This window comes from Streptomyces sp. 35G-GA-8 (assembly GCF_023534745.1).
Taxonomy (GTDB): domain Bacteria; phylum Actinomycetota; class Actinomycetes; order Streptomycetales; family Streptomycetaceae; genus Streptomyces.
On sequence record NZ_JAMHJQ010000006.1, the window covers coordinates 567,807 to 592,785 of the forward strand.

Here is a 24,979-nt window from a genome sequence, read left to right on the forward strand (position 1 = left end):
AAGACTGATGTCTGCGATCGGATCGAAGGCCCGGCGCGATCGAATCGTCCATCTCGCCACGACCACGGGGCTGGCCAGTGTGGAGGAGCTGTCCCAGCTGTTCGGGGTCACGGCCTCCACCATCAGGCGCGATCTCGCGAAGCTGACCTCGGACGGACAGCTCGCCCGTACCTACGGCGGTGCCATGGCGCTGGCCGCCCACCCCGAGGCGTCGCTGCGGCAGCGCACGGGCGAGGCGTTCGAGGCCAAGCGGGCGATCGCACGGTGGGCCGCGGCGGAGGTACGGCCCGGGGAGTCGCTGCTGCTGGACGCGGGATCCACCGTCGGCGCGCTCGCGCACGAACTGCGCACGGCGAAGGATGTCACCGTCGCCACCACGGGTCTGACGGCCCTTCAGGAGCTGGCGGATGTCGAGTCGGTCCATGTCGAGTGCCTCGGCGGCACATTGCGCCCACTGAGCCAGGGGTTCGTCGGACCGCTCACCGAAGCGGCGCTGGAACGGCTCACGTTCGACCGGCTCTTCCTGGGCACGGACGGCGTCTCGCCCGAGTACGGCATCTGCGAGGCCGATCTGCGCCAGACGCGCCTCAAGGAGCTCATGGCCCGGCGCGCCGACCGGGTGTACGTCCTGGCCCACGCGGCGAAGCTGGGCCGCCGGCCGTTCCACACCTGGACCCCGCTCCGGCCCGACTGGACGCTGGTGACCGACGACGGAGCGGACCCCCGCGTCGTCGAGGGGCTGCGCGCCCGCGGAGTCACGGTCGTGCTGGCGGAGGCGGAGCCCACGACGGAGGCGGAGCACCCGGGCCCGGCGGGCTGACCGCGACGGCCGGTGCGAGGGAGGTCCCGCGGAGCGCGCTCCGCGGGACCTCCCCTTTGTCTGTATTAGCGACGGCGAGCCGTATTCACACTCAATAAGTGCTTCTTTCCGGTTGGTTCGCTGTTCGGGAATGCCGCGGGACCGGAGGGTCGACTTTCCATCGGGGAGTTACTAGGATGCCCAACAAGTTCTGGTCGCCGGTATTCTTTTGGAAACAGCCGCACGCGTGCCGTCGATCTATTCATCCGTTGGTAAAGCAATGTTAATTTCCTTTGGAGCGGCGGTACGTATCACTCCGTTGAGCTGGCCCTCGTCCGTGGCGATGAACCAGATCAGCAGCGTGGCTACGGGGGAGTGGGAAATCAGTGGGGCCTGGCAGAGGTCTGTACCAAAGAAAAGAGCGCAGCATTTCCGTCCACGAATGTCCCGATGTTGCGGGGTGCCCCGGATTCGGCACTTTCATGCGTCGCGGACGCAAGTACTGATTCGGGGGGCAGAGGTCGCGTGCGTTTTCAGCTTTTGGGCCCTTTGAGTATTGCCGAGGGTCATGACGTTGTTGTTCTTAAACCGTCCAAACCGTCCAGCCTGCTGGCGGCTCTTCTTCTTCATCCCGGATCCGTCGTGTCCACCGGTTATCTGCTGCGCGCCCTCTGGGACGAGGACCAGCCGGCCACGGCCCGGGCCGCGCTCCAGAGCTGTGTCCTGCGACTGCGCCGGATCTTCGCCAAGTACGGAGTGACCGGCAATGTCATCGAGGCGGTGCCCGGTGGCTACCGGATGAACGCCGACGGCGACACGCTCGACCTGGTGCGGTTCCGCGCGCTCGTACGGGCGGCGGACGACGCCGGTGACGCCGAGGGCGAGCTGTACCGGCTCAAGGAGGCGCTGACGCTCTGGCAGGGCCCCCTGCTGGCGAATGTGCCCTCCCCGATGCTGCACCGCGACGAGGTGCCCGGGCTGACCGAGGAGCGGCTGCGTACGCTCGAACGGGCCTGTGACATCGAGCTCGCGCTGGGCCGATGTCGTCAGGTACTGGTCGACCTCTGGGAGACCGCTCGCCGGCACCCCGGTCGCGAACGGTTCTCCGAACAGCTCATCGAGGCGCTGTACCGCACCGGCCGGCAGTCGGAGGCGCTTTCCGAGTACCGCAGTGTGAAAGGCCGGCTGAAGGAAGAACTCGGCATCGATCCCGGCCCGTCGCTCCAGCGGCTCGAACTGTCGATCCTGCGCGGCGACGACCTCGGCCCACTGGCGCTGGACCCGGGGCTCGACCGTACGGCGCCCCTGCCCGGCGGCCGTGGCGCGCCGGCTCTCGCGGCGCGCACGGAACCCCTGGCGATCGCCGCCCCGGCTCCGGCCACCGCGCCCGCAGCGGCTCCACCGCCCGTGCCGCTCGCGCCCGCCTTACGGCCGGTGCCGCCTGTGCCGTCCTTCACCGGCCGTACCGCCGAGCGGGCGGCGATCAACGCCCGTCTCACCGCGGGATCCCCGGACACCACCGTCGTGGTCCTCTCCGGAGCCCCGGGCATCGGCAAGACGGCGCTGGCCCAGCAAGCCGCCCACGACACCCAGGACAGCTTCCCCGGCGGCGTGTTCATCCTGGCCATGACGCGTGAGGACGGCTCCCCCGTCACCCCGGCCGAGGCGCTGGCGCACCTGCCGCCGCCCGGAGCCGCCGACGGCGCGACGCTGCTCGTGCTCGACGATGTGACCAGCCCCGACCAGGTCCGTCCGCTGCTGCCCGCCGCGGCGGGCAGCGCCGCGATCGTCACCAGCAGACGGGGACTCGCCGGACTGATGGCCACGCACGGCGGCAGTGTGCACCGGCTCTCCACCCTGGAACCGGCGGAATCCCGGCACCTGCTGGCAGCCGTGCTCGGCGCCGACCGCGTGGCGGCGGAACCGGAAGCCGCGGCCGAACTGGGCCGTGTCTGCGGCCACTTCCCGCTCAGTCTGCGGATCGCGGCCGCCCGGCTGCTCACCCGGCCCGGGCTGCGCATCGCGGACTGTGTCGCCTGGCTGGCGGAGGATCTGCCGGCCAGGCTCTCCCTCGCCGACGATCCCCGGCTCTCCGTACCGCAGGTGTTCGGCGGTGCGCTGCGCCGGCTGGAGCCGCGCTGGCAGGAAGCCTTCCACCGGCTCGGCGACCACGAGGGGCTGCTGCTCCCCTCGCACGCGCTCGGCAACTCACCCGAGGCGGAAGAGGCGTTGGAGCGGCTGGCCGAGGCGGGATTGCTCGAAGAAGGGCCTCCTGGCCCGTACCGCATCCATCGACTGCTGAAAATCTACGCGCGTCAGCAGGCGCGTGAGAGGCACAACAGCCAGGCTGCGACAGCACGCCACTGACGGGCGACGCCCGAACTCCACCACGTTCAAGCCACCTTGACCAAGCATCCAGGGGTGTCATTCTCATGGGCTCAGCGACTTACGAAACCGTTGCCTCGACCCGCCCGCGCATCCGTCGCGACGTGCTGTTCACCGAAACACCGGAGGGGGTGCTCTTCCACAACGCCGACGGCGGTTTCCAGTTGACCGCCAAGTCCGCCTACCGGTTCGCCACCCTGATCGTCCCGCATCTCACCGGCGACCACTCGGTCTCCCAGATCTGCGAGGGCCTCGGCGACCAGCAGCGCGCCATGGTCGGCGAGCTGGTGAAGAGCCTGTACGAACGGGACTTCGCCCGGCCGGTCCCGACGACCGAGGGCGAGGCGCACGACACGGCGCCCGACGTCGCCCGGCGCTTCGCGCCGCAGATCGCCTACGTCGACCACTACTCCGACGACGCCGAGCGCCGCTTCCACCGCTTCCGTACGGCACGGGTGGCCGTGCTCGGCGACGACCTCGTGGCCCGTTGGTGCGTCCTCAGCCTGATCCGCAACGGCTGCTCGACCATCGGCCTTCAGCCGGGACTCGGAGCCGAGAACATCGCGACCATCGAGGCCGAGGCGCGGGAGGCGGCGTCCGACGGCTGCCCCGTGGACCTCCCGCGCATCGGGGCGGACGACCCCCGGGCGCCCCTCGGCTGGGCGGATCTCGCGTCGTACGACCTCGTGGTGGTCACCGGGGGCCCCGCGGCCCCGGGCCGGCTGTTCCCGCTGCTCCGGGCGGGCGTGCCCGAGGGTCGTACGCTCCTGCCGGCCTGGTCCTACGGCGAGCACGCCGTGGTGGGACCGCTGATGACGTCCGACACGGCCGGCTGCTGGTCCTGCGCGGTGCTGCGGATCGGTTCCCACGACGGGGCCGCGGCCGCCGCGGACATCTGGAGCGGGCTGGCCCTGCCCGGGGCCGTACCGGCAGGTGAGTTCCCGAGCCGCCCCTTGGCGGCGATGATCGGCAATCTGCTCGGCTACGAGATCTTCCGTATCACCACCGGCGCGCTGCCCGCCGAGACCGCCGGCCGGCTGATCATCCAGGACATGAAGTCCCTCGATGTCACGGCCGAACCCCTGCTGCCGCACCCGCGCTGTCCGTTCTGTGCCGGGGCGGCGCAGGACGACGCACCGGCCGGCACCGGTCTCCCGCTCGACCTCCCCGTGGACCTCACGGCGGCGGGGAGCGGCACGCCGCCGATGCCGACGGTCGACACCGCCCGGGAGGCCGACGCCCTGGTGGAGGAGTTGAACCGCCGCTCGGTCCTGGTCCGGCCGCGCGCCGGAGTCTTCGGCCGCTTCGCGGACGAGCCCCTTACCCAGATCCCGCTCAAGGCGACCCTCGTCGAGTTCGGCACCGGCCACGGCGTCTCGCGCCGGGTCGCCGCCTTCGACGTGCACCATGTCGCGGGCGCCCGGCTGCGGGCACTGAACGCGGCGGCCGGGGTGTACGCGGAGCATGTCGTGCCCACCACAGGTATTCTGACGGCACGTCAGGTCGAGGAGGCCGGCACGAGCGTGCGCGCTCTGGGGCCCGCCGCACTGACCCTCTTCGGCGGTACGGGCGCGGGTAAGGCCACGGCCTCCGGCGGTGAGCGGGTGACGGCCTGGACCCGGGCCGTCTCGCTGCTCACCAAGGAGCGGATTCTCGTACCGGCCGCGGCGGTTCGCACCTTCGGCCCGCACAACGCCGACCGGCTGTTCGACCCGACGCGCGCCGGAACCGGCGCCGGAGCCACGGTGGCGGACGCCGCCGCCGACGGCCTGCTCTCCGCCCTCGCCCATGACGCGCTGTGCCGCACTCTGCGGGGCGGTACGGCGAGCAGGGTGCCGCTGAAGGCGCTCGCGGAGGGGGAGGGCGCCGATGCCGAACTCACCTTCCTCATCCGGTCGGCGGCCATCCTCGACATCGAGGTGGACCTGCTCGACCTGGGCGAGGGCGACCGCTCCGGGGTGCATGTGCTGCTCGCCCGGGGAGCCGGACACTGGGCGGTCGGCAGCGACACCGGCGCCCGGGGCGCCGCGGTCGCCGCGCTGCGCGATCTGCTGGGACAGGTGCAGCTGGGCCGGGAGGAGACGGCCGCGCCGTTCGATCTCGGCGACCCGCTGCTGCGTGACCTCGACGCGACGACGATCCACGCCACGGACACCGAGGGAACCGGGGCCGTCGTCTCCCGGGCGGTGACCGACTGGTCCGAGGTGCTGGACCGGCTCCGCACGGCGGGACGCGACGCCCTGCTGGTGGACACGAGCTCCGCGGACCTGGCCGCCGCGGGCATCAGCACCGCCCGCGTGTTCCTCACCACGGAGGCATCCCGTGGGGCCTAGCACTCTCGACGTCCGCCCGGCGGAGGGCCTGCTGCGGCAGGCCCTGGGGCGGCTCGGCGGACCCGAGGTGAGCATCGGCGCGCTCGGTACGCACGACGCGTTCGCCGCCGGAAAGGAAGCCCCCGAAAGGGACGCCCTCGCGTACCGCGATGCATCCGTCCCGGTGCGGCTGTACGGCGCGCACGCCGTCATCGGGCCCCTGCCCGGGGCCGACGGCGCGCCGGCCCCGGCCTGCTCCCACTGTCTGGCCCGCCGCTGGCAGGCCGTACGGTCCGTGGCTCTGCGCGACGCCCTGGAACTGGGCGGGGAGACCCGGGCGGCGGGCGAGTGGCCCTACGCCACACCGTTCGCGGCGGACGCGATCGCCGCGCTCGTCACCGCACTGTGCGAGCGGCCACCCGTCCCCGAGGGCCCGTTCCCCGAGATCCGGCTGGTCGATCTGCGGACCCTGACCGTGCGCCACTACCCGCTGGTGCCCGACCCCGAGTGCCCGCGCTGTGCCACACCCCGTACCGACACCGCCGACGACGCCCGGATCACCCTGCGCCCCGCCCCCAAGCACCGTCCCGGCTCCTTCCGGCTGCGGCCCATCGAGGCGTACGACATCGACGTCGCCGCGTTCGCCAACCCGGTGTGCGGCGCGCTCGGGCCGTCCGTGGTCCATGACGTCTCCTCCACCTCCACCTCCGCGACCATCGGCTGTTTCTCGATGCGTTCCGGCGAGTATCTGCGGGAGACGTTCTGGGGCGGCCACGCCGACTCCTTCGGCCACAGCAACCGGATCGGTGTGCTCGAAGGCATGGAGCGTTACGCCGGGATGCGGGCGCGCTCCCGGATCACCAGCGTCACCGGAAGCCTCGAACAGTTCGGTGCCGATGCCGTCGACCCCCGTGAAGTGGGCCTGTACGCACCGGACTTCTACCGCGCCAACCCACGGGTCCGCCCGTTCGCGGCCGACCGGGAGATCCCCTGGGTATGGGGCTACTCCCTGCGTGACGAGCAGCCGAGGCTGGTCCCCGAGGTGCTGACCTACTATCACGCGCCGGGCCTGGAGAACCGGTTCGTGCAGGAGAGCTCCAACGGCTGCGCCTCCGGGGGCTGTCTGGAAGAGGCGATCTACTTCGGGCTGATGGAGGTCATCGAGCGCGACGCCTTCCTGCTCTCCTGGTACGGGCAGCAGCCGCTGCCCGAGATCGACCCGGCCACCAGCACCCGCGACTCCACCCGGCACATGGTCGACCGGCTGGCGATGTACGGCTACCGGGCGCGGTTCTTCGACACTCGGGTCACCTTCCCGGTCCCGGTGGTCACCGCCGTGGCCGAGCGCTTCGACGGCGGCCCCGGCCGGATGTGCTTCGGCGCGGGCGCCGGGCTCGATCCCGAGTCCGCGCTCGACTCGGCGCTCTGCGAGATCGCGACCGACGCCGTGAACCTGCGGGACCGTACCGAGCGCGACGGGCCCCGGCTGCGCGCCATGGCCGCGGACTTCGACCTGGTGACGGCGCTGCATGACCATCCCCTGGTGTACGGCGTGCCGGAGATGGGCGAGCACGCCGGCTTCCTGCTGGACCCCGACAGCCCGCACCGTCGCGGACGCGCGCCCGAACCACCGTGCGCGGTGAGCGAGTTGCGCTGGCCGGACCCCTCCGGCGCGATGGCCGCCGGTGACCTCCGCGAGGATCTGCGCCGCTGTGTCGACGCGGTGACCGGAGCCGGCTTCGACGTGGTGGTGGTCGACCAGACCATGCCCGAGCAGCGCACGCTCGGGCTGCACACCGTCAGCGTGCTCGTCCCCGGGCTGCTGCCGATCGACTTCGGCTGGTCCCGGCAGCGCGCCCGCACCATGCCCCGCCTGCGCACCGCTCTGCGCCAGGCGGGACTGCGCGAGCACGATCTGGGACCGGACGACATCAACCCGGCCCCGCATCCCTTCCCGTGACCCGTCGCGCGTTCCACAACCGCGCACTCAACAACCGCGCACTCGACAACCGCGCACTCCACAACCGTCCAGTTCAGAACCGTCCAGCACAGCACCACCAGCAGAGAGGAGGGTCCCGTGGGCTACGCCCATGACTATGCGGCCGAGATCATGCAGCGCGGCCGGATCCCGATGGAGCCCGCCGATTTCGTCCCCGACTGGGCGGATCGGCCGAGGAAGGCGAAGTTCTATCCCGGCGTCGAGTCCTTCCCGCTGCCGGACACGGACTTCCCCGAAGGGGCGACCGTGGCGGCCGGCTGTACGCGTACCGACGAGCCCCACGAACAGCGGCCGTTCACGCTGGACTCGCTCTCCGGGATGCTGCGCGACTCCTATGGGCTGACCGGACGCCGGCTCGGTGTCCAGACCAATACCGACCTCGCCGCGCTGCCCCACTACACCCAGGCGAACTGGTCCCGTGGCACGGCCTCAGGCGGCGGTCTCTACCCGGTCAGCGTCTACTGGGTCTCCGGCCCCAGCGGGCCGCGGGCGCCGGGCGTCCACTACTACTCGGCCCCGCACCACTCCATGCAGCGGCTGCTCGCGGGCGATGTGACCGGTGAGGTGCGGGCGGCACTCGGCGAGGGGGCCGCGGGCGCGGACCGCGACCAGTTCCTCGTCCTGGGGATCAAGTACTGGCAGAACGCGTTCAAGTACAACAGCTTCTCCTTCCACGCGGTGAGCATGGATCTCGGCGCGATCGTCGGGACCTGGCGTATCTGGGCCCGCGCGCAGGGGCTGAGTGTCGAACCCGCGCTGTGGTTCGACGAGGAGAGGCTGAGCCACGTGCTGGGTGTGCCCAACGAGGAGGAAGGCATCTTCGCCGTCGTCCCGCTGACCTGGGAGGGCGCCGAGCCCACCGGCGGACTCGCCACTCCCGGGCTCGCCACCCCCCGGCTCTCCACCGCCGCTCTCCCCGACGTCCCCGCCGTCCGGCACACCGATGTCGAACGCTCGCGCACGGTGCTGCGCTTCGAAACCCTCCAGCGGATCCACGCGGCGACGGTGGAAGCCGCCACCGACCGCCCGGAGCCTGGCGCGCTGGAACCGGCGGCCGCCGTTGTGCCCACCGGAACGGGCACGCCCGTCGCCCTGCCGGAGCCCGAACTGCCGCCGGTGAGTGTGCGTGACGCGCTGCGGGAACGGCGCAGCAGCTTCGGGCGCTTCGACGCGGCCCGCCCGGTCACCACCGCGCAACTGGCCGCCACCCTCGACGCCTGTGTCGCCGCCTCGCTCGGCGGCGACACGCAGCAGCCCGCCGCACCGGACGGCTCCGCGCCGCCCGGACTGGTCACGCTGTACGCGTTCATCAACCACGTCGAGGGCGTCGAGCCCGGTGCGTACGCCTACGATCCCGCCGATCACACGCTGCGCCCGGTGGTGACGGGCCCGCCCGGACCGTTCCTCCAGCGCAACTACTTCCTCTCCAACTACAACCTGGAGCAGGCCGGTGTGGTGATCGTCCCCACCATCCGGACCGCCGCCGTCCTGGACGCGGTGGGGGACCGGGGCTACCGGCTGGTGAACGGCACGATCGGGGCCGTCGCGCAGACCTTCTACACCGTGGCCTCCGCCCTCGGGCTCGGCGCGGGCGTCGCCCTGGGCTTCGACAACATCTCGTACATCGAGGAGCTGGACCTCGAACGCACCGGTGAGAAGCCCCTGTTGATCATGCTGCTCGGCAATGAGCGGCCACGGCCCGCCGACTTCCGCTACGAGATCGGCTGACCGGGATGGGGGAGCGAGAGATGACACCGGACGCGGATACGACGGACGCCGGCTGGGAACCCGGCCGCCGGTTCATGCTGCGCGTGGCCGGGCTGCCCGTCGAGTCCGTCCAGGCGCTGCGCTGCGGCGACAGCCGTCAGTGGGCGGACGATGTCCTCGCGGCCGAGGACCGGCTACGGGACCGGGCGGCGGGGCTGAGCGATCTGCTGCACGAGGCGGTGGGCACCACCGACATCGCCCCGGACGGGGCGGGCGCGAGCCAGCGCCGTGAACTGCTCGGCCTGCGCCGCCAGATCTTCAACAACCGGCTGCCCGCCGACCCGGACGCGGCCGTCCGGCTGGTCGCCGGACTCGACCCGCGCGCGGCGGAGGCGACCGCCGAGTGGCTGCGGGAGCGTCGCCATCTGGATAAGCTGCGGGCCGAGGGCGCGCCCCTGCTCGCCGCCGACCTCGACAGGACCCGGGCCGCGCTGCGCGGGCTGCTCGCCGAGGACCGGCTGCGTTGCGGTCTGCTGCTGGCCTCACCGACCCTGGAGGGTCAGCTCGACGCCTATATCGACAAGGCGGAGGCGGGCGCCGCCGCCGGTGTGTCCCCCGACAAGCGGATGCGGAAGATCGAGCGGTCGGTGCTGTCGTATCTGTACCGCACGGCCTGCAAGACCAGCCCCTTCAGTACCTTCACCGGTGTCGCCACCGGCGTCTTCCACGACGGCCGGGGCGAGCGGCCGGGCCGCGACACCTCGGACGCCACCATCCGTATCGACGACGCGTGGTCCAGCCATGTGCGGCTCAATGTCGTCGTGCTGGGCCGGTTCGCCGAACTGATCCTCGCCGACCCCGCCCGGCGGGGCGATCTCCCCGTACGGCCCGCCTCCGGCTGGGAGCGGGACGACGACCGGATCCGGTACGTACGCCAGTGGATCAGCGCGGGCGACGACTCGGCCGCGGTCACCTTCGACGCGGTCAAGGACCGGCTGTTCTTCCTCCGCCGCAGCGGCACGCTGGACCGGCTGCTCGGTCTGTTCGAGGGGCGGGACGAACTGCGCTACGGCGAGCTGGTGGAGTGGCTCCGTACCGAGCACGACGCCGAACCCGCGCAGTGCGAGACCTATGTGGCCGCGCTGCTCCAGCTCGGCCTGGTACGGGTGCCGTGCCTGGACACCGATGTCCACAGCCCCGATCCACTGCGCTCCTTCCGGAGTGAGCTGCGCACGCTCGGGCGTCCCTGGGCCGACCGGCTGGCCGCCGCCTTCGAGGGGCCCGTACGCGCCATCGACCGCTTCCCCTCCGCCGGCCGCGCCGAGCGGGTGGAGCTGCTGCGTGAGCTGCGCACCGGACTGCGCGAGGCCCAGGCCCAGTTGGGGGCGGCGGAGGCCACACTGCCGCAGACCCTGCTCTACGAGGATGTCAGCGCCGGCCGTGAGGTGAGCTGCGGGCTCGGCGCCTGGACCGGGCCGGCCGGCGGGGCGCTGCGCTCCGTCGAGCGGATTCTCCCCGCCTTCGATCTGACGCTGCCTCAGCGGGTCACCTTCAAGGGCTTCTTCACCGCGCGCTACGGCCGTGGCGGCCGGTGCGACGACCTCCTGGGTCTCGTCCACGACTTCCACGAGGACTTCTTCGACCAGTACCTCTCGTTCGCGGGCAAGCGGCGCCCCTTCGACGACCGGGGCGAGTATGTGCCGGAGGAGAACTGGCTCGGGCTGCCGGGGATCCGCGCGATCGACGCGGCGCGGCGTGCCTTCATCGACCGGATGCGGCAGCGCTGGCAGGAGCACGGGGACGCGGCGGAGATCCGGCTCGACGAACGGGACCTCGGGCTCGTCGCGGACGAACTCGCCCCGCTCGCGGCCGACTTCGCACCGCAGTCCCACCATCTCCAGCTCACCGAGGGCGAGGACGGCCCGCTCGTCGTGCTCAACCGCTCGTACGGCGGACTCTCCTTCCCCTTCAGCCGTTTCACCCATGTCTACGACACGGACGACTCGGACGACACGGAGGACACCGAGAACACGCACGACACGGAGAGCCCGGTGGAGCGGGCCGGAGCCTTCTCACGGGGGCTGCGCGACACCGCCGCGGCCGTCACCCCCGACGGAGCGGTCCTGGCCGAGATCACCGGAGGGGCGGTCACCAGCAATCTCAATCTGCACAGCCCGCTCACCGACTACGAGATCGTCTGCCCCGGAGAATCCAGCACCGTCCCCGAGGACCGGCGCATCCACCTCGACGATCTCCATGTCGAGCACGACGCGGAGACGGACCGGCTGGTACTGCGCTCCACCCGGCTCGGCCGTGAGGTCGTCCCCGTCTATCTCGGCTATCTGGTGCCGCTCGCCCTGCCCGAGATCCCCCGTACGCTCCTGCTGATGTCCCCGACCTCGATGGCGCCCCTGGACGTCTGGGGAGGCGTCCCGGCGGGCGAGGGGCACGAGGGTGTCACCACGCGGCCCCGGGTGCTGCACGGCGAGGTCGTCCTCAGCCGCCGCAGCTGGACCACGACGGCCGGGGCGCTGCCCGTCCGCCGGCCCGGTACCGGCGATGAGGAGTGGTTCCTCGGCTGGCAGCGCTGGCGGCGCGAACACGCCCTGCCCGACCAGGTCTTCGCCACCGTGTCCAGCGGACCGCGGGGCGGCGCGGGGGCCAAGCCCCAGTACGTGGACTTCGACAGCCTTCTCTCCCTCTCCGCCCTCGAAGCGCTGCCCACGCACCCGGACGACCGGGTCGTCCTGCGGGAAATGCTCCCCGGGCGCGACGGACTGCATGTCCGCTCCGCGCGTGGCAGCCATGTGGCCGAGCTGGCCGTGGAGACCTTCACCTCGACCCGACGCAGAGAGGGCGCACCGACATGTCAGAGCTGACCCCCGCACCGACCCCCGCACCGAGCCCCACGCCGGCCCCCGCCGCCGTCCCCGTCCCCGCGCCCGTCCCCGAGCCCGACCCCGCCCCGGGTGCGGCGGCCGACTGGCAGGCCATCCACATCTTCTACGCGGCCAATCCGCAGCCCCTGCTGGTGAATTGCGTCCGCCCGCTGGTGGCCGGGCTGACCGCCGACGGCCTGCTGGCCGGCCACTTCTTCATCAACTACTGGCTGGAGGGGCCGCATGTCCGCCTCCGGCTCAAGCCCGTGAACGCGGCGGCCACCCCGGAGGTACGGCGTCGCGCCGAGGAGGCCATCAGCGGCTTTCTCCGTACCCGCCCCGCCCTCTACGAGGTGGACTCCGGGTTTCTCAACGAGTTCTACAACACCCTCTTCGAGATCGAGTTCCCGGAGGGCGACCGCGGCGCGTTCATGAGCGAGGACGGCCGGATGAACCTGCGGCCCAACAACTCCTTCTCGTACGAGCCGTACGAACCCGAGTACGGCAAGTACGGCGGCCCGGCCGGGATCGAGCTGGCGGAGTGGCACTTCGCGCACTCCAGCGATCTCGTGATGGACGCCTTCCGCACCATGAACCTGCATCTGCGCACCGTGCTGCTCGGCACGTCCGCCCAGCTGATGATGGTCATGGCCGGCTGCTTCCTGCCCGAGCGCGAGGAACTGGGCGGCTATCTGGACCGCTACTACGAGTTCTGGCACAACGCCTTTCCCGGCACGGGCTTCATCGGGTCGAAGGAGTACGACAAGAACTACGCCGAGATGGCCCCCGGCCTCGGCCGCCGCTTCGAGGGAATCCGGCGCGCGGTCCGCACCGGCGAGCTCGGCACACTGCCCGCCTTCCTGCGCGGCTGGGCCGAACACTGCCTGGAACTGCGCTCCCGCGCCGAGGAGCTGACCGTGGGCGGCGAGCTGGTGTTCCGCTCCTGGGACGGTACGCGCGACGAACGCGTCACCGACCCCGCCGTGGCGCTGCCGCTGCTGCTCTCCCCGTACATGCATATGACCAACAACCGGCTGCATGTCACGATCCGCGACGAGGCGTATCTCTCCCATGTGCTCGGCCGGGTCCTGCGCGAGGACACCGTCGCCCCACCCGCCCCGGCGGCGATCCCATGACCGCCGCCCCCGGGGAACTCCTCTCGCACCGCCCGGCGCTGCGCCCGGACATCCTGCTGAGCCCCGCCCTGCTGCACGGCCCCGCCACCGTGCATCTGATCAAGGAGCCGGGGGGCGGCGCCGCCTTCGAGGTCGGGGCGAAGGAGTTCTTCCTGATCTCCCGGCTCGACGGCAGCCGCAGTCTGGCGGAGATCGGGGAGGAGTACGCCGAGACCTTCGGCAAGCGGCTCGGCGCCGCGCACTGGCAGCGGCTGCTGCAACTGCTGGGTACCAGAAGCCTGCTGGCCGGCGCACCGCCCCGGCCGGCAGATGCCACCACGGCGCCGGGCAAGCCGTTCAGCGGCACCGCGCTGCGGGGCACCGTGCGGCTGGTCGCCGACGCCGACGCCACCACGGCACGCCTGCACGGCCTGCTGCGGCCCGTGCTGCGGACCGCGGTCCTGCTTCCGCTGACCGTCCTCATGGTGGCGATGGAGGTCCTGCTCGCGACGGCGCTGCCCGAACTGGCCGACGACACCTGGTGGCTGTTCCACCAGCCCGTCGCGCTGATCGCGGTCTTCACCCTGCTCTGGCTGAGCACGGCCCTGCACGAACTGGCCCACGGGGTGAGCGCCCAGCACTACGGGGGTACGGTCAGCGAGATCGGGCTGCGCTGGCGGCTGCCCGTGGCCGTGATGTACTGCACCGTCGACAACTACCGCTATCTGCGCTCCCGTTGGCATCAGCTCGCGGTCGCGGGTGCGGGTGCCTTCGCCAATCTGCTCTTCCTGCTGCCGTTTCTGGCCTGGTGGGCCGCGCTCCCCGAGGGGGACCCGACCCGCCGGGTACTGTCCGGACTGCTGCTGCTCGGCAGTGTCCAGGCACTCGTCAACCTCCTGCCCCTGCCTCCGCTCGACGGCTACGCGATGCTGAGCCACGCACTGCGCGTCTCCGGTCTCGCGCCGGAGAGCGGGCGCTATCTGCGGCTGTGCCTCAGCGACCGGCCGGCCGCCGCCGCGTACCCGCGCCGGGCCCGCTCCGTCTACCTCGGCTACGGGGTGGGATCGGCCCTGCTCGTTCTTCTCCTGGTGGCGGCCCTGGCAACAGGCCTCTACTTCCTACTAGTTCACTGACCCACAACCCCCGAGGGGCGCAGAACCACATGAGCGAGGCCAGGACCATGGCGTCCGTGCCGCACGAGGCGGCCACCGAAGCGGCGATCGTCGTCGACGACGTGCGCAAACGATACGGGGACCGGCAGGCGGTCGACGGGGTGTCACTCCAGGTCGGCCGAGGGGAGTTCTTCGGACTCCTCGGCCCCAACGGCGCGGGGAAGACCACCCTCGTCGAGATCATGGAGGGCCTGCGCCAGGCGGACTCCGGGACCGTCTCGGTTCTCGGCCAGTCCCCTTGGCCGCGGAATGTGGCGCTGCTGCCGCGGCTGGGTGTCCAGACCCAGTCCTCCGCCTTCTTCGTGCGCCAGACCGCGCGCGAACATCTGTGTACCGTCGCCGCCCTGTACGGGGCGAGCCGCGCCGACGCGGACGCCACGCTCGGTACCGTCGGGCTGGACGATCAGCGCGATGTCATGGTCGAGAACCTCTCCGGCGGCCAGCGCCAGCGCCTGGCCATCGCGTCGGCCCTGGTCCACGGCCCCGAGCTGATCTTCCTTGACGAGCCGACCGCGGCCCTGGACCCGCAGGCCCGCCGCGATCTGTGGAAGGTGCTGCGCGAGCTGAAGAGCGAGGGCCGCACCATCGTCTACACCACCCACCATCTGGACGAGGCCGAGGCGCTCTGCGACCGGGTGGCGATCCTCGTGGCCGGCTCGGTCGTCGCGCTGGACTCCCCGCACCATCTGGTCACCGCCGCCGGGGCGCCGACCCGTCTGCTGATTCCGGCCGAACGGATGAGCCGACAGGACGCGGCGGCCATCCCGGGGGTCGACCGGGTCACCGAGCAGGGCGGCTCCCTCGTCCTGGAGACGGCCGAGTCCGGGAAGGTCCTCCAGGCGGTCGACGCGCTCGGCGGTCTGGAGGGTGTGCAGACGCGCACCGCCACGCTGGAGGACGTCTATCTCGAACTGACCGGCGGCACCGACCCCAGCGGCAGCACCGGCCCCACCGGCAGCACGGACACCAACGACACGGAGCAGCAGGGATGAGCGCGTACGCAGCACTGACGGCGGCCGGCTACCGGGCACAGGTCCGGGACAAGGCCACCCTCTTCTTCACCTTCGCCTTCCCGCTGCTCTTCCTGGTCGTCTTCGGACTGATCTTCCGGGGCCAGGAAGTGGAGGAGACGGGCCGCCCTTACATCTCCTACATCGCGCCGGGCGTCATGTCCTGGGGCGTGGCCAACGCCGCCGTCTTCGGAGTCGCCTTCACCCTGATGCAGTGGCGCCGCGACGATCTGCTGCGGCTGATCCGGATGACCCCCACCCGGCTGCCGTCGGTCCTCGGCTCCCGCTATGTGCTCGCTCTCGCCGTGGGGGTCTTCCAGGCGGTGGTGTTCATCGCGGTGGCGATGCTGCCGCTGTTCGGTCTGGAGCTGAACGCCCGGTGGCCGCTGGCGCTGCCCGTGCTGGTGCTCGGCATCACGGCGTTCCTCACCATCGGCGTGGTCATCGGCTCGTACGCCAACACGCCCGAGGCGGTCGCGGCCATCGCCAACTGCCTGATGGTGCCCATGGCCTTCCTCTCCGGCTCGTTCCTGCCGCTGGACATGATGCCGTCCTGGCTCCAGACCATCTCGCGGGTGCTTCCGCTGCGCTATCTCAACGACGCGGTGTCCGCCGCCCTTTCCGGTCGGGGCGACCTCGGGGACATCGCCCTCGGGTGCGGGGGACTGGTCGTTTTCACCGTCATCTTCGGGGCGCTGGCCGTGAAGACGTTCCGCTGGAGCAACTCCACATGACCACCACCACGACGACCGACGCGGCGGTGGACGGCGCTCCGCTGGAGGCCGCGCGCGAACTGCTGCGGCGGGAACTGACCGCCCGGCTCGCCCCGGCCGCCGGGCCGACCGTGGTCCCTCTCGGCGCCGGTGACGTGCTCGGTCACCGGGGCGAGGACCGCCATGCCGCCGTACGCCCCGGGGCCACCGTCCATCTCACCTCGGGGGCCGTGCTGGTGGGCCCCTGGGGCGGCGACGGCACGACCTCCGCCTGCGGCCAGTGTCTGGCCATGCGCTGGCAGCGGCTGCGTACCCGCACCGAGCGGGACGCGCTGGAGACCGGATCGCGTACCCGCGCGGCCGGCCTCTGGCCCCGGCTCACCCCGTACGCGCTGGACGCGGTGGAGGCGCTGCACCGCGCGGTGTTCCTCTCGGACACCGTGCTCCCGCCGGGCCCCGGCGCCGCCGACCGCTCCCTCCCACAGGTCTCCCACCTCGATCTCGCCTCGCTCGAAGTGCGGACCTATCCGCTGCTCGCCGATCCGCTCTGCCCGCACTGCGGGCCACGGGGCACGGACAGCCCGGCCGACGACGGCTTCGGCCCGGTGAGCCGGCCGAAGCCCGCCCCGGACACCTACCGGCTGCGCCCGGCGTCCGCGTACCCGATGCCGGCCCTGGCGCTCGCCAACCCGGTCTCCGGTGTCCTCGGCGCGGGCACCTGGATCAATGTCACCTCACCCACCACCGCGCCGGTCGCGGGCAGCGTCTTCATGCGCGGCTACGCGGGGCTGACCGATGTCACCTGGAGCGGCCAGGCCAACGGCTTCGACGCCAGCCGCGATCTGGCCTATCTGGAGGGCCTGGAGCGGTACGCCGGTACCCACCGGCGCACCGGGACCACTCTGCTCACCGCGGCCTACAGCGATCTCGGCGAGGACGCACTCGACCCCGCGAGCTGCGGCTTCTACTCGCCCGAGACCTACCGGGACGACCCGATGGTCAGCCCCTTCGATCCCGACCGACCCATCCCCTGGGTCTGGGGCCACTCCCTGCGCGACGAGCGGCCGGTGCTGGTTCCGGCCCGGCTCGTCCACTACAGCGCGGGCCTCGCCTCCGACAACTTCGTCTTCGAATGCTCCAACGGCTGTGCGATAGGCGGCTGTCTGGAGGAGGCGATCCTCGGCGGGCTCCTCGAACTCATCGAGCGGGACGCGTTCCTGGTCGCCTGGTACGGCGCCACCCCGCTCACCGAGATCGATCTCGGCTCGCTCGACAACCGTACCGTCCGCACCATGATCGACCGGGCCGCGCTCCAGGGCTATGACGTCCATGCCTTCGACAACCGGATCGATCTCGGCGTACCGGTGGTCACCGGCCTGGCCGTACGGCGTGACGGCGGCCCCGGCACCTTCTCCTTCGGCGCCGGTGCGAGTCTGGACCCGGCGGCGGCTCTGGAGGGAGCTCTGTCCGAGGTGCTTACGTATATCCCGCATCTGCCCAGGCAGGTGGCCGAACGCCAAGCCGAACTGGAGGCCATGGCCGACGACTTCGGGAAGGTGCTGCATCTCAAGGACCATGCCCAGCTCTACGGGCTGCCGAGGATGGCGGAGCACGTCCGTACGTATCTGGAGCCCGCCGCGGTGCGGTCGATGACGGAGATCTACCGCGACTGGGAGGAGCGGGAGCGGCCGCGTACGGGCGACCTGCGTGACGATGTGGCGTACTGCCGCGATGCGTTGGCCGGGGCGGGACACGATGTCATCGTCGTCGATCAGACCACCCCGGAGCAGCACCGTATCGGACTGCGCACGGTGGCGACGATCGTCCCCGGTCTGCTGCCGATCGACTTCGGCTGGTCGCGTCAGCGCGCACCGCGTATGCCGCGTCTGCGTGGCGCCGCGTTCCGGGCGGGGCTGCGCGACCGGGAACTGACGGAGGCGGAGATCCGGCTCGTGCCGCATCCGTTCCCGTGATCCGGGGCGGTGGCCGGACACAACGGAGCGGGCGGCACTCGCGGAAGTCGCGGGTGCCGCCCGCTCGTTGTGCGGAGCGCGAAGATCAGGCGCTGCAGGAGGTGGTGCTGGTGGTGGAGGAGCAGGTCGACGTCGAGCTGCAGCTGGTGGAGCCCGCGAGCACGACCTCGCTGGCGTCCGAGTAGTCCGAGATCTCGAAGGTCTCCGACTCCAGCTCCATGATCTCGTCGGCGAGGGAGGCGAGGAGGGTCTTGTCAGCCATGGTGACTCCTAAGCGAGAAGGCAGGTCCACCGGGCTTTCCCCGGCGGTCCCTTGTCGTGCCACAGGTATTCCAGCCGACCCCACTTCCACATCGGCAGGTCTTCCACTGACCAGTTGTGTCAGCGGTCTGTTGGTCACCCGCCGTGCTCCTGCCGCAGGATGGTGCGGGTGAACCACGTACCCGTCGCGTACCCCGGTGAGAACACGCCCGTCCTGGACGGGGTACGGCGGATTCTCCGTCCCGCGGTCGCCTTCTATCTGGACCTGCACCGCCATCCCGAGCTCTCCGGTGAGGAACGGCGCACGGCCGGACGGCTGGGGGAGTGGCTGACGGAAGCGGGCTACGAGGTGACGGCCGGGGTCGGCGGCCATGGCGTCGTCGGCGTTCTGCGCAACGGGGACGGCCCGCGCGTGCTGATCCGCGCGGAACTGGACGCGCTGCCGGTCACGGAACGGACCGGGCTGCCGTACGCGAGCGAGGGCCCGGTCATGCACGCCTGCGGCCACGATCTGCATCTGGCCGCGGCGGCGGGCGCGGCGTCACTGCTGGCCGGCGCCAGGGACCGGTGGCGCGGCACGGTCGTGATCGTCGGCCAGCCCGCGGAGGAGACCCTCGCGGGGGCGCGGGCGATGCTGGAGGACGGGCTGTACGAGCGCTTCGGCCGGCCGGACGCCGTCCTGGCGCAGCACTCCGCCCCGCTGCCCGGCGGCATGGTCGCCCATGGGTACGGTCCGATGCTCGCCGGAAGCGTCGGTTTCGAGGCCGTCGTCCACGGCCGGGCCGGCCACGCGGGCACCCCGCAGCTGGCGGTGGATCCGCTGGTCACCGCGGCGGCGGCGGTCCTGCGGCTGCAGAGCGTGGTGTCGCGCGAGTGCGCCCCGACCGAACCCGCCGTGCTGAACGTCGGGTCGTTCCACGCCGGATCCGGCGGCAATGTCATCCCCGACCGGGCGACGCTCGGCATCACCGTGCGCGCCATGTCGGAGCGCGCGCTCGACCGGATGGCGGCCTCGGTGGAGCGGATCGTACGGGCGGAGTGCGCCGCGTCCGGCTGTCCCCGCGACCCGGAGATCACGGTCGTCTCCCGCTCCCCGGTGACCCATCCCGACCCCGGGGCCACGGAGCTGGTACGCGACGCCCATCTGCGGCTCTACGGCCGTGAACGGGTGGCGCTCTGGCCGCCGGCCATGGCGAGCGAGGACTTCCCGCTGTACGGGGACGCGGGGGTGTCCGTGCACGGAATGGCGGGGATTCCGCTCGCCTACTGGATGTTCGGCACGGTGGGCCCGAAGACCTGGGCGCGGACCCCCGGATCGGCGGAGGAAAAGCTCGCGGCCCTCCCGCCCAACCACTCGCCGGAGTTCGCCCCGGACGTCCGTACCGCGCTGCCCGCCGGGATCACGGCGATGACGGCGGCGGCGCTGTGCTGGCTGAAGGGCGGCGCGGGACCCGGGGACTGAGCCGCCGGGACGCCCCCGGAGAAACATGCAGAGGATTCTCTGCTTAATAGGCCGAGAACTCTATGCAGAGAATCCTCTGCACCCTAGAGTGGCCAACATGCCTGCCACGTCCGCTCAGTTGAGCCCGCGCGCCCCCGCGCCCGCGTCCGCGCCCCGGAGCACCGGGCTGCTCCGCCGCCACCGTGACTTCCGGCTGCTGTGGGGCGGCGAGGTCGCGGGCAAGTTCGGCGCGGCCGTCACCGGCGTCGCGATGCCACTCGTCGCCGTCTCCACCATGGACGCGGGCGCGTTCGCCGTCAGCCTGCTCGGCGCCGCGGCCTGGCTGCCCTGGCTGATCATCGGACTCCCGGCGGGCGCCTGGGTGGACCGGCTACCGCGGCGCCCGGTCATGCTGGCGTCCGTCGCCGTCTCGCTCGTCCTCTTCCTCGGTGTTCCGCTCGCGCACTGGACCGGTCGGCTCACTTTCGGCTTGCTGCTCGCCGTCGCCCTGCTCGCGGGCGTCGCCGCGGTCTTCTTCCAGACCGCGTACACCGTCTTCCTCCCCGCCCTCCTCGAACCCGGGGACCTCCAGGAGGGCAACGCCGCCCTGCACGGCAGCGCCTCCGCCGCGATGATCGCGGGACAGGGCGGCGGAGGACTCCTCGTCCAACTGGTGGGCGCGGTCGGGGGATTGCTGACCAACGCGGTGACCTTCGCGGTCAGCCTGGGCTGCCTGCTCGCCATTCGCCATCGCGAGCCGCCCCTCGCGAAGGAGCGCCGCCCGGCGGGCGCGCTGCTGCGGGAGATGAGGCAGGGGCTGCGGCTCGTCGCCCGCGACCCGTGGTTCCGTACGCTGTCGCTCTACGGCGCCGCCTCCAATCTCGCCCTGATGGGGTACCAGTCCCTCCTGGTGATCTTCCTGGTCAAGGACGTCCAGCTGGCCTCGGGCGCGGTCGGCGGGCTGATCGCCGTCGCCAACGCCGGTGGTGTGGCGGGGGCGTTCATGTCCCGGCGGATCGCCACCCGGATCGGCACGGCGCGCGCCGTACTCCTCTTCGCGCTCGGGCCCTCCGCCCTCGCGCTGCTCATTCCGCTCTCGTCCCCGGGCGCCGGGGTGCTGTTCTTCGCGGTCGGCGGCTTCTGCGTCTCCGCCGCTGTGGTCGCGGTGAATGTCGTCGTGGCGGGCTTCCGGCAGCGCTACTGCCCGCCCGAACTGCTCGGCAGGGTCTCCGCCAGTTCGTCGTTCCTCAACTACGGCACGCTGCCGCTGGGCGCGCTGCTCGGCGGGGCGCTCGGCTCCGCGCTCGGTGCGCGGCCCGCGCTGTGGATCCTCACCGCGGCCGTCCCGCTGGCCGGACTCCTCCTGCTCGGCTCACCCGTACGCGGTCGTCGCGACCTGCCGGCCCGGCCCTCCGAGGGCGGCCGGGCCGGGTAACCGGCGCCGGAACGACGGCGGTTGGGTGAAGGCGACGGTCGGCGGCGGTCAGCCCGCCGGCTGACCGTCCGAGCCGATGGACTCCCGCAGGCGCGCGTTGGCCATGCGCATGTGCTCCGCCATCGCCTCGTTCGCCGCGTCGGGGTCGTGCGCGCGGATGGCCTCCAGTACGGCGTCGTGCTCGCAGAGCGTGCCGCTGACGGTGCCCTCCAGATCGCTGACCCGCTCCATCCACACCTGGAGCAGTGCGCGGATGCTGTGCAGGATGTCGCTGAGCACCGAGTTGCGCGCGATGTTCGCCGTCTCCAGGTGGAAGGCGATATCGGCGTCGATGAACGCCGCGGCGTCCGTGCCCGCGTCCCGCATGCGCTGAAGGTGCTCTTCGAGCCGCGCCACATCCTCCTCGGTGGCCCGCTCCGCCGCCAGCCGCGCCGACACGCCTTCCATGTGCGTGCGCACCTCCACCAGATCCTGGGTGCGCCGCTGGCCCAGCATCAGGCCCCAGTTGATGGCGCGCGGCAGGAACTCCGAGGTTCCCTCGCGTACATACGAGCCCGAGCCGGGGCGGATCTCGATGATGCCGAGCACATCGAGCGCCGAGAGAGCGCCGCGCACGCTGGAGCGCGCGACCCCCAGCGCCTCGGCGAGCTGGCGCTCGGCGGGCAGCCGGGTGCCGGGCTTGATGTCGCCCGCGGACAGATGGTCGAGAAGCCGCTTCGCGACCTCGCTGACCGAGGACTCGCGCACCACCGGGCGCAGCAGCTGGGCGAGATCCGGTGAACCGGACGGATGCTGATCGGGCTGACTGGTCACGGTCACCAGTACACCAGATGGGTATTCCCGCTGCTCACGGGTGTCCGTAAGCACCTTCCCCGCGCGTCGCGAACGGCTTTGTCAAGAGAGATGTAGGTCACTCGAAAAGTGACCCTCGCCACATTGGTCAATTGGTGACCAATTTTCTTCCGGGGGTTACGTTGAAGACACATCAGTCGGTCGAGCGGGTGCTGCGCCCTGTTTCAGCCACGATCGCTGCCGACTGTGCCCCGAGTCCGGACAGAGCTGTCCGGCGCAGCCGAGGAGTCGCCATGGGTGCCACCGCGTTGCCGTCCGCGCCATCCGCCGTCGAGAGATCAGCGATCAAGAAGGTCTCGATCCGGCTTGTCCCCTTCGTGGCCCTGATGTTCTTCGTGAACTATCTGGACCGCACCGCCATCTCGTTCGCGGAGCCGAACGGGATGGGGACGGATCTCGCGCTCACCGCCGCGCAGTTCGGATTCGCCTCCGGCGTCTTCTTCATCGGCTACATCGTCCTCGAAGTCCCCAGCAATATGGCGCTCCACCGCTTCGGCGCCCGCCGCTGGCTGGCCAGGATCATGGTGACCTGGGGCATCGTCTCCCTCCTCTTCACCTGGGTGCAGAACAGCGAGCAGCTCTATGTCCTGCGCTTCCTGCTCGGTGTCGCCGAGGCCGGGTTCTTCCCCGGGGCGATCCTCTTCCTGAGCCAGTGGGTGCCCACCCGGCACCGTACGAAGGTGCTCGCGCTGTTCTATCTCGCGCAGCCGCTCACCACCGTCCTCGGAGCCCCGCTGGCCGGCTGGCTGATCGGCCACCACGGCCTGTTCGGTCTTGAGGGCTGGCGCGTGATGTTCCTGTTCGTCTCGATCCCCGCGATCCTGCTGGGTGTCGTCGCCTGGTTCTATCTGATCGACCGCCCCGCCGACGCCAGGTGGCTGTCCACCGCGGAGAAGGAGTGGCTGACCGGCGAACTCGCCGCGGAGAACGCCACCAAGACCGGGAGTTCGGAGCGCGGCCATGGCCGTGAGGCCCTGAAGGAGGCCTTCCGCAGCGGCCGGGTCTGGGTCCTCGCGATGGTCTACTTCGGCTTCATCTACGGGCTGTACGCGCTCGCCTTCTTCCTGCCGACGATCATCGAGGGGTTCCAGGAGAGCTTCGGTACGTCGTTCAGCGTGATGGACAAAGCGCTGATCACCGCCATTCCGTATCTGCCGGCCGCCGTCGTCCTCTTCTTCTGGTCCCGCAACGCCACCCGGCACGGCGTCCGCACCTGGCATGTCGCGGGCCCGGCCGTCGTCGGCGGAATCTCCATCCCGCTCGCGCTCTACATGCACTCCCCGGCCGCGACCATCTCCGTCATCACCGTGACGGCCTGCGCGATCTTCGCCGCGCTGCCGGTCTTCTGGTCGATCCCCTCCCGCTTCCTCACCGGCGCGGCAGCGGCGGCGGGCATCGCCCTCATCAACACGGCGGGCAATATCGCGGGCTTCGCCGCCGGCTACGTCACGGGCTGGCTCAAGGACTTCAGCGGCGGCTACACCCTCTCCATGTTCGTCGTGGGCGGTTTCATGCTGCTGTCCGCCGCGCTGATGGTCGCCCTCTCCCGACGCCGGCCCGCCGGCCCCTCCCACCCCACGGACCAGCCGCTTCTTGAGGTGCACTGACATGACCCGCCTGTTCAACGCTCCCGCCGCCTTCGCCGACGAGGCGCTCGAAGGCTTCGTCGCGGCCCACCGCCGCTGGGTACGGCCCGTGTCCGGCGGGGTCGTACGGAGCGCACCGGCACCCCGGGGCCAGGTCGCCGTCGTGATCGGCGGCGGCTCGGGCCACTACCCGGCGTTCTCCGGTCTGGTGGGCCCCGGGCTGGCGCACGGCGCCGCGGTCGGCAATGTCTTCGCCTCGCCGTCCGCCCGGCAGATCCGCACCGTCGCGGAACACGCCCACGCCGGGGGCGGAGTACTGCTGATGTTCGGCAACTACGCGGGCGATGTCCTGCACTTCGGGCAGGCCGCCGAGCAGTTGAACGCGGCGGGCATCGAGACCCGCTGTGTCTCCGTCACCGATGACATCTCCAGCGCGGACCGGGCCGACCAGGACAAGCGGCGGGGCATCGCCGGTGACCTCCCGGTGTTCAAGGCCGCCGCGGCGGCGGCCGAACAGGGCCGCGACCTGGCCGGGGTGGTCGCCGCCGCCCGGCACGCCAACGCCCGTACCCGCTCCTTCGGGATCGCCTTCAGCGGCTGTACGCTCCCCGGCGCCGACCACCCCCTGTTCACCGTCGACGAGGGCAGGATGGCGGTCGGCCTCGGGATCCACGGCGAGCCGGGCATCGGCGAGCGCGAGGTGCCCAGCGCCGACGGCGCCGCAGAACTGCTGGTCTCCGCGCTGCTCGACGAACTGCCCGAGGGTGTCGGTGAGCCACGGGGCGAGCGCGCGGCCGTCATCCTCAACGGGCTCGGCACCGTCAAGTACGAGGAACTCTTCGTCGTCTACCGGCGCGTGGCCCAGCTCCTGGCCGAGGCCGGTGTCGAGGTGGTCGACCCCGAGGTCGGCGAGCTGGTGACCAGCTTCGACATGGCGGGCGTCTCGCTCACCCTGTGCTGGCTGGACGACGAGCTCGAACCGCTGTGGACCGCCGGCGCCGACACCCCGGCCTTCCGCAAGGGCGAGGTCACCGCACCCGTCGCGGGACCCGCCCAGGAGATACGGACCGACGAGCCGGGCGAGACCGTTCCCCCCGCCACCGAGGTCTCCCGTACCGCCGCCGCCGCGGCCGTCGCCGCGCTGCGGGCCGTCAAGGACACGGTGGACCGGCATGCCGAGGAGCTGGGCCGTATCGACGCCGTCGCCGGTGACGGTGACCACGGCATCGGGATGCGCCGCGGCTCCGAGGCCGCCCACGCCGCGGCCGTCCGCGCGGCCGAGGCCGGCGCGGGCGCGGGGACGGCGCTCGGCGCCGCCGCCGACGCCTGGGCGGACCGGG

At 71.6% G+C, this 24,979-nt stretch carries 17 protein-coding genes; 15 read left to right on the forward strand and 2 right to left on the reverse strand.

Going from position 1 to position 24,979, the window contains the following annotated elements; all coding sequences use genetic code 11:
* Nucleotides 1-7 precede the first annotated feature (7 nt).
* From M1203_RS16715 to M1203_RS16765, 11 genes are all read left to right on the forward strand, one after another.
* Complete coding sequence (locus M1203_RS16715; protein WP_249950487.1) at nt 8-820, forward strand: DeoR/GlpR family DNA-binding transcription regulator; 813 nt, start codon at nt 8-10, stop codon at nt 818-820.
* A gap of 504 nt (nt 821-1,324) precedes the next feature.
* Nucleotides 1,325-3,166: a BTAD domain-containing putative transcriptional regulator gene (locus M1203_RS16720; protein ID WP_249950488.1), complete on the forward strand. Its 1,842-nt coding sequence runs from the start codon at nt 1,325-1,327 to the stop codon at nt 3,164-3,166.
* A gap of 122 nt (nt 3,167-3,288) precedes the next feature.
* Complete coding sequence (locus M1203_RS16725; RefSeq protein WP_249950489.1) at nt 3,289-5,517, forward strand: TOMM precursor leader peptide-binding protein; 2,229 nt, start codon at nt 3,289-3,291, stop codon at nt 5,515-5,517.
* Between the two features lie 31 nt (nt 5,518-5,548).
* Nucleotides 5,549-7,456: a TOMM precursor leader peptide-binding protein gene (locus M1203_RS16730; RefSeq protein ID WP_374403169.1), complete on the forward strand. Its 1,908-nt coding sequence runs from the start codon at nt 5,549-5,551 to the stop codon at nt 7,454-7,456.
* Between the two features lie 117 nt (nt 7,457-7,573).
* A complete protein-coding gene (locus M1203_RS16735) occupies nt 7,574-9,223 on the forward strand; it encodes a nitroreductase family protein (RefSeq protein ID WP_249950491.1) in 1,650 nt (549 codons plus the stop codon).
* A 20-nt stretch (nt 9,224-9,243) separates the two neighbouring features.
* Entirely contained in the window at nt 9,244-12,081 is a 2,838-nt protein-coding gene (locus M1203_RS16740; protein ID WP_249950492.1) for a lantibiotic dehydratase, read from the forward strand.
* Nucleotides 12,069-13,217: a lantibiotic dehydratase C-terminal domain-containing protein gene (locus M1203_RS16745; RefSeq protein ID WP_249950493.1), complete on the forward strand. Its 1,149-nt coding sequence runs from the start codon at nt 12,069-12,071 to the stop codon at nt 13,215-13,217. The genes M1203_RS16740 and M1203_RS16745 overlap by 13 nt, the downstream gene beginning before the upstream one ends.
* Nucleotides 13,214-14,329 carry a peptidase M50 gene (locus M1203_RS16750; protein WP_249950494.1) on the forward strand — a complete coding sequence of 372 codons (1,116 nt, stop codon included), beginning with the start codon at nt 13,214-13,216 and terminating at the stop codon, nt 14,327-14,329. The genes M1203_RS16745 and M1203_RS16750 overlap by 4 nt, the downstream gene beginning before the upstream one ends.
* Nucleotides 14,330-14,358: 29 nt before the next feature.
* On the forward strand, nt 14,359-15,360 hold the full coding sequence (locus M1203_RS16755; RefSeq protein WP_249950495.1) for an ABC transporter ATP-binding protein: 1,002 nt from the start codon (nt 14,359-14,361) through the stop codon (nt 15,358-15,360).
* Nucleotides 15,357-16,112 (forward strand): ABC transporter permease, encoded by a 756-nt coding sequence (locus M1203_RS16760; RefSeq protein WP_249950496.1) that lies wholly within the window; start codon nt 15,357-15,359, stop codon nt 16,110-16,112. The genes M1203_RS16755 and M1203_RS16760 overlap by 4 nt, the downstream gene beginning before the upstream one ends.
* The gene (locus M1203_RS16765) at nt 16,109-18,064 is read left to right on the forward strand and encodes a TOMM precursor leader peptide-binding protein (protein ID WP_249950497.1); all 1,956 of its coding nucleotides are present in this window, start codon (nt 16,109-16,111) and stop codon (nt 18,062-18,064) included. The genes M1203_RS16760 and M1203_RS16765 overlap by 4 nt, the downstream gene beginning before the upstream one ends.
* Nucleotides 18,065-18,149: 85 nt before the next feature.
* On the opposite strand, the gene M1203_RS16770 is transcribed toward M1203_RS16765, so the two are convergent.
* On the reverse strand, nt 18,150-18,326 hold the full coding sequence (locus tag M1203_RS16770; RefSeq protein ID WP_249950498.1) for a thiazolylpeptide-type bacteriocin: 177 nt from the start codon (nt 18,324-18,326) through the stop codon (nt 18,150-18,152).
* A gap of 168 nt (nt 18,327-18,494) precedes the next feature.
* On the opposite strand from M1203_RS16770, the gene M1203_RS16775 reads away from it, so the two are divergent.
* Together M1203_RS16775 and M1203_RS16780 are read left to right on the forward strand one after the other, a co-directional pair.
* Nucleotides 18,495-19,787, forward strand: coding sequence for an amidohydrolase (locus tag M1203_RS16775; RefSeq protein ID WP_374403148.1), 1,293 nt, complete (start codon nt 18,495-18,497; stop codon nt 19,785-19,787).
* Nucleotides 19,788-19,884: 97 nt separating this feature from the next.
* Nucleotides 19,885-21,201: an MFS transporter gene (locus tag M1203_RS16780; protein ID WP_249950499.1), complete on the forward strand. Its 1,317-nt coding sequence runs from the start codon at nt 19,885-19,887 to the stop codon at nt 21,199-21,201.
* A gap of 48 nt (nt 21,202-21,249) precedes the next feature.
* Here M1203_RS16780 and M1203_RS16785 read toward each other — a convergent pair whose 3' ends face one another.
* A complete protein-coding gene (locus tag M1203_RS16785; protein WP_249950500.1) occupies nt 21,250-22,020 on the reverse strand; it encodes a FadR/GntR family transcriptional regulator in 771 nt (256 codons plus the stop codon).
* 266 nt (nt 22,021-22,286) lie between these two features.
* Between M1203_RS16785 and M1203_RS16790 the strand changes: the two genes are divergently transcribed.
* A complete protein-coding gene (locus tag M1203_RS16790; protein ID WP_249950501.1) occupies nt 22,287-23,660 on the forward strand; it encodes an MFS transporter in 1,374 nt (457 codons plus the stop codon).
* Between the two features lies 1 nt (nt 23,661).
* Nucleotides 23,662-24,979, forward strand: a 1,318-nt coding sequence (locus M1203_RS16795) for a dihydroxyacetone kinase family protein (RefSeq protein WP_249950502.1), incomplete at its 3' end; no start/stop codon positions are given.

Coding starts and splice junctions, on each gene's coding strand:
- M1203_RS16750 (WP_249950494.1), top strand. CDS start 13,214: ATGACCGCCGCCCCCGGGGAACTCCTCTCGCACCGCCCGGCGCTGCGC.
- M1203_RS16755 (WP_249950495.1), top strand. CDS start 14,359: ATGAGCGAGGCCAGGACCATGGCGTCCGTGCCGCACGAGGCGGCCACC.
- M1203_RS16760 (WP_249950496.1), top strand. CDS start 15,357: ATGAGCGCGTACGCAGCACTGACGGCGGCCGGCTACCGGGCACAGGTC.
- M1203_RS16715 (WP_249950487.1), top strand. CDS start 8: ATGTCTGCGATCGGATCGAAGGCCCGGCGCGATCGAATCGTCCATCTC.
- M1203_RS16765 (WP_249950497.1), top strand. CDS start 16,109: ATGACCACCACCACGACGACCGACGCGGCGGTGGACGGCGCTCCGCTG.
- M1203_RS16780 (WP_249950499.1), top strand. CDS start 19,885: ATGCCTGCCACGTCCGCTCAGTTGAGCCCGCGCGCCCCCGCGCCCGCG.
- M1203_RS16770 (WP_249950498.1), bottom strand. CDS start 18,326: ATGGCTGACAAGACCCTCCTCGCCTCCCTCGCCGACGAGATCATGGAG.
- M1203_RS16745 (WP_249950493.1), top strand. CDS start 12,069: ATGTCAGAGCTGACCCCCGCACCGACCCCCGCACCGAGCCCCACGCCG.
- M1203_RS16740 (WP_249950492.1), top strand. CDS start 9,244: ATGACACCGGACGCGGATACGACGGACGCCGGCTGGGAACCCGGCCGC.
- M1203_RS16790 (WP_249950501.1), top strand. CDS start 22,287: ATGGGTGCCACCGCGTTGCCGTCCGCGCCATCCGCCGTCGAGAGATCA.